We start from the raw sequence: 9,347 nt of genomic DNA, 5'->3' as shown, positions 1-9,347 counted from the left end.
TTCCTTGCTTTCTTTCTGCTTTTTGCTGTCTTGTTTTTTGCGACAGCTTGTGTATATTAACACTTGAGCTTAAGCTTGTCAACAAAAATTGTAGATTTATTTTGAAAAAGATTTTTCTCTTTTTTAAGATACAAGATATGCCAGCTTGGCTTCCATATTTTGTAGTTTAGTTTTTTCCCTTGCTTAAATAATGATAGCTTTCTTTTTACCGAAGTATATAATGGATATACATTTACGGAAAAGGAGTACAAACGATGGAGTTTCCAATAGATTTCTTTTTGGATGAGGTTAGAGAAGGTTTTTTTATTCCCGCCATGATGAAACGGGCTTGGGCTGCGGAATTGGAAATCTTAGTTGAAATTGATAAAATTTGCGAAAAACATAAACTTCGTTATTTTATTGATTATGGAAATCTTTTGGGTGCCATCCGCCACAAAGGCTTTATTCCCTGGGATGATGACATTGACATTATGATGCTGCGAAAGGATTACGAAATCTTCGCAAAAGTGGCTAATGATGAGTTACCTAAAGAATTGGTTTTCCGCTCTCCGGAGGATAACAGCGGAAACTACGAGCTTTTCAGTTCCGTTCAGCATAGAGAAATGCTGATTTCCACTGATGCTATCGGAAAATATCACAACTACCTTTACGGTGCCGGTGTTGACATTTTCCCTTATGACTACCTTGCAAAAGATCCGAAGAAGGAAAAACAACGGGAGGAAATTTTGAAATCCTTGTGTATCCTGGCTTCTTTCCCTTCTATAGAAGGAGAGAATCAAGCGGTTCTGCAAGAAGAAGCGAAGAAGGTACAATATCATTATGGTATAGACCTTTTCCATTCATCGGATTATCGTAAAACTGTCCTTCATCTTTTAAATGACTGCTTTAAGGAATTTAATCAAGATGGCGGCACCAAGATTGCTTATTTGCTGGATTTAATTCTTTATAAAGAACAGGGTAACGGAATTTTTGAAGAACAATGGTACAGCGAACAAAGCTATTTGGATTTTGAATTTCTTGCTCTGCCGGTGCCAAAGGAATACAAGAAGGTTATCTCCGAAAAATACGATCATTATGAGCAAATAAAAAAAGCCGGCGGTGCGCACGACTATCCTTTATATCGAAAAATGGAATCAGCCTACAGGGATGGAATCGGAGGAAAGCTTTTCTACGAATATCCTATCGATAAAAATGATTTAAAGAAAAGATCAAATGTATTATCTATCTTTAAAGAAGAAAATAAGCCAGAATCCCAAAAGCCGCGCCTGTTTTTTCTTCCTTCCCTTTACTCTCGTTGGGAGTCCATGAGAGGGCTGTTTTTAGAGGCAAATAAAGATGACTCTGTGGATTGTTTCCTTATGCCCCTTCCTTATTATTACAAAGATGGGCTGGGAGGCTGTTCTCCGGCACAATGGGACTATGTTTTATATGAAGATGAGTTGGGAAAAGACAATCCTTCTCTTTTGGATTTTAGGACTATCGATTTAAAGGAGATTTCTCCGGATCTTATTTTCATAAATGATCCCTGTGACGAATATAACTTAAGCTTTATGCTTGATCCGGCCTTTTTTAGCAAAAAGCTAAAGTCCTGTACGAAACAGTTGATTTATATTCCTTGGTTTGTTACTTCCGAAATTGATTTAAAAGATAAGGAAGACGGAAAAGCCATTGTGAATGCGGAAAATTATGTGATTATGCCCGCTCCGGTGCATTCCGATTATGTGATTTTACAATCCGAAGGAATTGCAAAGCTGTATCAAAGCCTTTTAGAAAAAGAAAGCGGAGCGGAGTATGCAAACTATTGGAAAGAAAAGCTTCTTCCCTTCGGAAGCCCCCTCTTCGACAAGGAAAAAGATAAAGAAAAATATGCTTCTAAAGCCATATGGGAAAAGTTGAAAGCATTTCATTAAACGTAAATCCGGAGGCTACGCCGGCAATACTCGTTAAAAGCGGATATCATGGGCCTTCCGGAACATTTCCGAACATACTCAAAAGACCGACCAAGGCAACACTGCCCTATGGTCGGTCTTTTTTAGACTTTTTAAGTCCTTTATTACTATATATACTTCTATTTTCGATCAGAAATTTTTCTTTGTATAACTAGCCTGCGATTTCTCTAGCTACGAAGATTCCGGATGCGGAGGCATGGGAAAGGGAGTGGGTCACACCGGAACCGTCTCCAATCACATAGAGCCCCTTTACACAGGATTCCAAATGTTCATCAAGAGCCACTTCCATGTTGTAGAACTTAACCTCTACTCCATAAAGAAGGGTATCTTCATTGGCTGTACCGGGAGCAATCTTATCCAGCGCATAAATCATTTCCATAATGCCGTCTAAGATTCTCTTGGGAAGTACCAGGCTCAAGTCTCCGGGAGTAGCCTGAAGAGTAGGCTGAACCAGTCCCTCTTCAATTCTCTTATGGTTACTTCTTCTTCCTCGCACCAAATCACCGAAACGCTGAACGATTACACCGCCTCCCAGCATATTGGAAAGTCGGGCAATACTCTCACCGTATCCGTTACTGTCCTTGAAGGGCTCAGAAAAATGCTTAGCCACCAAAAGAGCGAAGTTGGTATTTTCCGTATGCTGCTCTTCTCCCTCGTAGCTGTGTCCGTTTACGGTAACAATGCCGTTGGTATTTTCATTAACCACGATACCGTTAGGATTCATGCAGAAGGTACGTACATTATCCTCAAAAAGCTCGGTACGATAAACAATCTTACTCTCATAAAGCTCATCGGTTAAATGAGAGAAGATTACGGCAGGAAGCTCCACACGAACACCGATATCTACACGGTTGGACTTGGTGGGAATGTTCATGTCTTTGCAAACCGTTTCCATCCACTTACTTCCGGAACGACCTACAGAGATAATGCATTTATCCGCATAGAAATCTTCTTTCTTGGTATGGAGATGGAAGCCATCATTCTCCAGCTTTTCCACCTTCTCCACCGGACAATCAAAATGGAATTCCACCTGATCCTTAAGCTTGGCATAAAGATTTTCCAATACCACGTAGTTGATGTCTGTTCCAAGGTGGCGAACGGAAGCATCCAAAAGCTTTAAACGATTCTGCATGCAAAGCTTCTTAAACTTTGTTCCTGCAGTGGAGAAAAGTCTTGTTCCTTCTCCACCATTTTCCATATTGATTTCATCTACATAACGCATCAGGGAAAGAGCTTCCTCTTTTCCGATATATTCGTAAAGCGTTCCCCCAAAGTCATTGGTAATATTGTATTTTCCGTCGGAGAAGGCTCCGGCTCCTCCAAAGCCGCTCATAATGGAACAGCTTTTACAGGAAATACAGCTTTTAATCTTCTTTCCGTCGATAGGACAATGTCTCTTTTCCAGGCTATGTCCCGCTTCCAAAACCACCACGGAAAGCTTACTGTTTTTTTTCATCAGCTCGTAAGCCGCGTAAATTCCTCCCGGTCCTGCACCAACAATCGCTACATCATATTTCTTCATCCAAGCCTCCTGTAACTCCCTTACTACCGCAAAGGACTAGACCCCGCTTTTTTGAAAAAAGCATTTTACGATTTAGTATAGCATAAATTTCCTCTCTTTAAAGTATTTAAAATATACAGAGGAAAAGGGATGTATAATAAGCACTCACATTCTTTTCTATAGAACAGGTCCGGAAAGAGGGCACGCTCCCGCTAAGCTCGCCACGCATCGGTACTAAGCTTCAAGCTTCGCTTTCAGCAAGTACCGGCGGGCTCAGATTACCCCTTTTCCGGACCTATTCATAGAAAAGTGGATTTTCTCCATATTTCCAATGCATTAAAAACAGAAAAAGGAACGGGAGCTACTCTCCCATCCCTTTTCCTCTGTATATTATAAAACTATGATTTTGTTACATTCCATGTCATGACATAAATCATAAACCATTCCGGTCTGCAGCTCTACCACCTTGGGTCTTGTGGGATAACGCTTGTTATTCTCTACCACCTTGGCCATCTGTCCTGTGGACAGTTCCACTATGGTATCTACCGGATAGAGAATCACGCTTTCAATAAAGCTTTGAATGATAGCGTTGTCCAACTCGGAGCCCATAGCCAAGACCATTTCCATGGCTTCTCTTCCGGTAATCGGTCCTTTGTAGGGGCGCTTGGTTACCAGTGCATCAAAGACATCCGCCACGGAAATAATTCTGGAAAACAGGGAAATCTGGCTGCTGCCCAAGTTGTCCGGATAGCCCATTCCGTTCATCTTCTCGTGATGATGCAGCACACCGTCCAAAATAATGGGGGAAAAGCTGTTCTTTTCCTTCAAGATTTCATAGCCGAATAGGCTGTGATTCTGAATCACCTTGAATTCTTCATCCGTCAATTTTCCGGGCTTATTTAAAATTTCATTGGGGATTCTGGCTTTTCCCACATCGTGCAGTAAGCCTGCAATCCCAAGCTGGTGAAGCTCTTCCTTAGGCAGACCGTATTCTCTTCCAATCATCATGGAAATGGCCGCCACATCCACACTATGCTTAAAGGTGTACTCATCACTGATTTTAATGAGGTTCACATCAATCGCCACCGCATCATTTTTGAAGATGGCTGATTCCAGCTCACCGAAAATATCTAAAGAGTTGGTGGCAAAATCCTTATCCTCCGTGTGGTCGAAGATATGGTTCATTCTTTCTTCCAGCTGTTTCTTCATTTCCACGGAAAGCTGAATTTTAGCACGATCCGGTTTTCTATGCTGGCGAATAATCTGCTTGGTTTTCTCCGGAATTTTGATGTCTTTATCATCTCGCACCCGGTAAATATAGATTCCCGGCAGCTTTTTTTCTTTGATATAGCGCACCTGATAGGCATCCAGATAAACGCCGTTTTCAATCATGGCTCTTCCACGAATGTCTTTTACCGACTCACCCAGCTGCATGCCAATCTGTATATCATCTCTTCGTACAAATAGCTTTTCTTCCATTCCTTCCTTTCCTTTTCTGCCTCTATATCAGCCGAACACACTTTTCCCTTTTCGGCCTTTCCCTCTATCTCTATCTAATGCAAAGGAGAATGCAAAATGCCTCCTTCTAACACAAAAGCGGTTACTTCGATTTTCGTCAAAGTAACCGCTTTTTATAAGATTTTCTATAGATTTCAGAAAGAATTAATAATGCCTATTAAATTATTCTATGGAATAAAAAAGCATATTTTTCCGGATAAACGGAAATGCGATTTCCATCATTTTTACAGATCATCTTCAATGGCTGTACTCTTGGCATAGGCTGTGGAACGAGCCTCAAAAAAGTCTGTCTTTACCATGTTGGCATCCGCATATTGAGATACCCATTTCATGGATTCCGGCTCCTTCTCATAACCCTCATAAAGATTAGCTAAGCCCAGAGAGCGATAACGAAGGTTTCCTAAATAACGGATGTAGTCCTCCACCATTTTTCCGTTAAGACCGGGAATGGAGTCTCCAATTACATATTGTCCCCAGGCAATCTCCTGCTCCACACCCTTCTTCACCATCTCGGTAATTTCCGCAATATGAGCCTCATCAAAAAGCTCCGGTTCTTCCTTCTTTAACTCCAAAAGCATATTTCTGAAGAGCCAAAGGTGGGTATTTTCATCTCGGTTAATGTAGCGAATTTCCTGTACGGAACCGGGCATTTTTCCGTTTCTTCCTAAGTTATAGAAGAACATAAAGCCGGAATAGAAGTAGATTCCCTCCAAAATAAAGTTGGCAATGCAGACTCTTAGGAAGCTATCCTTACTTTGCTGCTCCACAAATTCATTGTAAAGGTTTCCGATGAACTCATTTCTCCGTAAGAGATGCTCATCCGTCTTCCATTGGTAGAGAATATCATTTCTTTCCGTAGGGTTACAAATGGTATCCAGCATATAGCTGTAGCTTTGGCTATGGATACACTCCTGGAAGGTCTGAATGGAAAGGCAAAGGTTCACCTCATTTGCCGTAACATACTGGGAAATATTGGGCAGGTTTGCGGATTGCAAAGAATCCAAATACACCAGAAAGCTCAGGATTTTATCATAGGCTCTTCTTTCCGCCTCGGAAAGCTTGGGATAATCACTCTTGTCCTGATTTAAATTAATCTCTTCAGGAACCCAGAAGTTGTTCATGGCCTGACGATACCAGTCCGACACCCACTCATATCTCATGTTGTTAAAATCATTGATATTGGTCGTATTGAAATTAATCATCCTACGATTTCGAACATCAATATCCCCTTCCGGGTTAAATAAGGGCTTACGCTTAATCTCTTCCATACTCTATTTCCTTTCCTACTGCATTGAAACAGTAGAGTAATCCATTCTTTTTGTTTAAAAGCCGAAGCTCAATTTTTATAAATAAATGCTTCCACGCATAAGGGAGAATTTTACAAGGCTTCCTCTGTATACGCCGTGATATGGCCATTACGAAGCTTCCTCTGTATATGCCGTGATAAGGCCATTGCGAGGCTTCCGTTAGGAGCCCCATGCTAGCAACGAGTGCGGTGCGTGTCTGAGCGAAGCGAGTTCGCAAGGAGCACGAGTGCATCGGCGCATGGGGCGAGTAGGAAACGCAGCAGGCCTTTAGCGGCATATACAGGGGAAGCGATTAATCCCTTATGCAGAGCAGGACTCGCAATCCTCCGGATCCAATGCCTTAGACCTTACATAGTAAATGGTCTTGACCCCGCACTCCCATGCCAATGTATAAAGGTTCAAAAGCTCACTCATCTTATACTCATTGGTAATCCAGAAGTTAAAGCTCTGGGCCTGGTCAATATGTCTCTGGCGAAGTCCCGCCGCCCGTACGGACCAGGTCTGATCCATTTGATGGGCAGACTTATAGTACCAGTAGGTATCCATAGAAAGTTCCGGTGCCACTCTGGGTAAAATTGCCCCCTTCTTCTCTTCTAAGAAGAAGCGATTCATAATGGGGTCTAAGCCGGCGGAGGTTCCGATCAAGATAGAGGTGGAGCTGGTGGGGGCAGTAGCCAAAATCCAGGCATTGCGGATGCCCTCATGAACTTCCTGCTTTAAACTCTCCCAACGGGGACTGTTATAATTTCTTCTGCTAAAGTATTCTCCGGACTCCCATTCAGAGCCTGCAAAAGCACTGTAGGCACCTCTTTCCTTGGCCAATTCACTGCTGGCCTTAATCGCCGCATAGTTAATATTTTCAAAAACCTTATCCACAAAGTCCAGATGTTCCTGAGACTCCCAGGCAATATGGTGCTTTGCCAGCATGTGGTGATAGCCGGAAACCCCTAGACCGATGGCTCTGTAACGCTTGTTGGTAATCTCCGCCTCTGCTACCGGATAGAAATTTAAGTCAATAACATTGTCCAAAGCCCGGACAACAGTCTTCGTGATTCTCTCAAGCTCTCCCTGATTTTCCACCGGAATATTGCCAAGACAGAGGGAAGCCAGATTACAAACTACAAAGTCCCCCGGCTTTACGGTGCTGACAATCACTTCATCCCCGTCCTTGGTCACTACCTTCCGCTCGCAAATCTCCGCTTCCTTCATGTTCTGGGCGATTTCCGTACAAAGGTTGGAGCAGTAGATAATTCCCTTATGCTTGTTGGGATTCATCCGGTTCACGGTATCTCTGTAGAAGGCAAAGGGAGTTCCGGTTTCCACAGCGGATTTCAGAATCAAACGCACCAAATCCTTTAAGACATAGACTCTTTTGCTGATTCGGTTGTCCCGTACGCAGTCCTCATAGCGAGTTTCCCACTCTTCTCCGTAGAAGTCCTCCAGGCAATAGCCCTTTACCAGGAAGATGTCGTGGGGATCCATTAAGTACCATTCCTGGTTTAAGTCTTCCTTCACCTTTTTCCAGAAAAGGTCAGGATAACATACTGCCGGGAAAACATCATGGGCCTTCATTCTGTCATCCCCGTTATTGGTCTTTAACTGTAAAAATTCCGGCAAATCCTTATGCCAAGCATCCAGATATACAGCTACCGCGCCCTGGCGCATTCCCAACTGGTCCACAGCCACCGCAGTATCGTTTACCACACGAATCCAACGGATGACACCGCCGCTGGCTCCCTCGAAGCCGCGAATCTTTCCCCCTCTGGAACGCACCTTTCCGAAATACATTCCCATACCACCGCCATATTTGGAAACATCCGCAAACTTGGAAATGCTCTGATAAATGCCGTCCAAGGAATCCGGAACCGTATCAATAAAGCAGGAGCTTAGCTGGTGGTAGGGCTTTCTGGCATTGGACTGGGTAGGGGTGGCCATGGTTACCTGATGAAGGCTCATCATATCGTAGAACTCCTTTACATACTGTAAACGGTTCTCCTTTTCCTTCATGGCAAGGTGCATGGAAATGCCCAGATACATTTCCTGGGGACTTTCCAGAACCACATGCTGATGATCCCGAATCAGGTATCGAGACAGAAGAAGGTCCAGGCCGGAATAACCGAAAAGGTCATTTCTGCTCTGGTCGATAAACTTGGCAAGCTCCTCCACCTCTTCCTTGGAATAGTGCTCTAAAATATAAGCGCCGTAAAGTCCCTGCTCTGTAAGATAAACCAACTTATCATAAAAGCTGTGGAGATTTCTGCTCTCCTCCGCCTTCTTTAATTCCTTATGGAAATGATAGGAACGAAGTCTTCCCGCAATTCTTTCCCAGCCCGGTTCCTCCTGGGTGGTAAGCTCTGCCGCCGCTCTGGTGAGGAGAGCCAAACGCTTGCTAAGCTCCTGTTCTCCCTTACTTAAGGACAGATACTTTGCAGAAAGTCTTGCCAAATCATAATCCGGAAAATCCTTTTGACAACGGCGAAGTACATCATCAATCTCATTATCTCCGATTTCCTCTTTGATTCGCTGGCGAAGATGTCTTAAAAGAGTTCTCTTCTCTCTGTACAGGATATAGGCTCTGGCTACCTTGTAATCCCCGTTATGCATCAGGGCTTCTTCCACGGCATTTTGAATTTCCTCTACGGAAACTCTATGCTTCTCTGCCAGACTCTCCTCTACCTTTCCCAAAAGAAAATGCAGTTTTTCCTGCTCTACAGAAATCCCCTCAGAGAGAAAGGCCTTTTCCATCGCTCTTTCAATCTTCTCTCCCTGATAGTCCTCTTCCAAAAGGCCTCTTTTAATAATTGTTTGCATAGCACCCATCTTTCTCTACTACCGTATCAGCTCTATTTTTTCGCATAAAAAAAGGCTTTAAGCCACTTTTTCTTGGAAAAACCTTGCCCCTTCAATTTTCTCATAAAACACAAATTCTTGTGTTGCAATAGACATGCCAACACAATATAGCAAGAAATCCTTCCTCTAGCAAGAGCTTTTTCGGAATCTTTAGAATTGATTTTCCCCAATCACTACCACCCGTCAAACGGGTGGTTTGCTCGGGGCTATAAGCCCCTGCTA

General features: G+C 43.2%; 5 protein-coding genes. 1 reads left to right on the top strand and 4 read right to left on the bottom strand.

All coding sequences use genetic code 11. From position 1 onward, the window contains the following. The first annotated feature begins 254 nt into the window (after window positions 1-254). Window positions 255-1,910 (top strand): LicD family protein, encoded by a 1,656-nt coding sequence (locus tag RYL27_RS09325; protein ID WP_314344028.1) that lies wholly within the window; start codon window positions 255-257, stop codon window positions 1,908-1,910. Between the two features lie 190 nt (window positions 1,911-2,100). On the opposite strand, the gene RYL27_RS09320 is transcribed toward RYL27_RS09325, so the two are convergent. From RYL27_RS09320 to RYL27_RS09305, 4 genes are all read right to left on the bottom strand, one after another. Then, complete coding sequence (locus RYL27_RS09320; protein ID WP_314344031.1) at window positions 2,101-3,471, bottom strand: NAD(P)/FAD-dependent oxidoreductase; 1,371 nt, start codon at window positions 3,469-3,471, stop codon at window positions 2,101-2,103. A 369-nt stretch (window positions 3,472-3,840) separates the two neighbouring features. Next, the gene (locus tag RYL27_RS09315; protein WP_314344034.1) at window positions 3,841-4,929 is read right to left on the bottom strand and encodes an HD-GYP domain-containing protein; all 1,089 of its coding nucleotides are present in this window, start codon (window positions 4,927-4,929) and stop codon (window positions 3,841-3,843) included. A gap of 263 nt (window positions 4,930-5,192) precedes the next feature. Then, window positions 5,193-6,236 carry a ribonucleotide-diphosphate reductase subunit beta gene (locus RYL27_RS09310; protein ID WP_314966779.1) on the bottom strand — a complete coding sequence of 348 codons (1,044 nt, stop codon included), beginning with the start codon at window positions 6,234-6,236 and terminating at the stop codon, window positions 5,193-5,195. A gap of 339 nt (window positions 6,237-6,575) precedes the next feature. Further along, window positions 6,576-9,086 carry a ribonucleoside-diphosphate reductase subunit alpha gene (locus RYL27_RS09305; protein WP_314329037.1) on the bottom strand — a complete coding sequence of 837 codons (2,511 nt, stop codon included), beginning with the start codon at window positions 9,084-9,086 and terminating at the stop codon, window positions 6,576-6,578. Window positions 9,087-9,347 lie beyond the last annotated feature (261 nt).

The organism is Oribacterium sinus (assembly GCF_963537195.1).
GTDB classification, from domain to species: Bacteria; Bacillota; Clostridia; order Lachnospirales; family Lachnospiraceae; genus Oribacterium; species Oribacterium sinus_A.
This window is presented reverse-complemented; position numbering and strand designations above follow the sequence as displayed.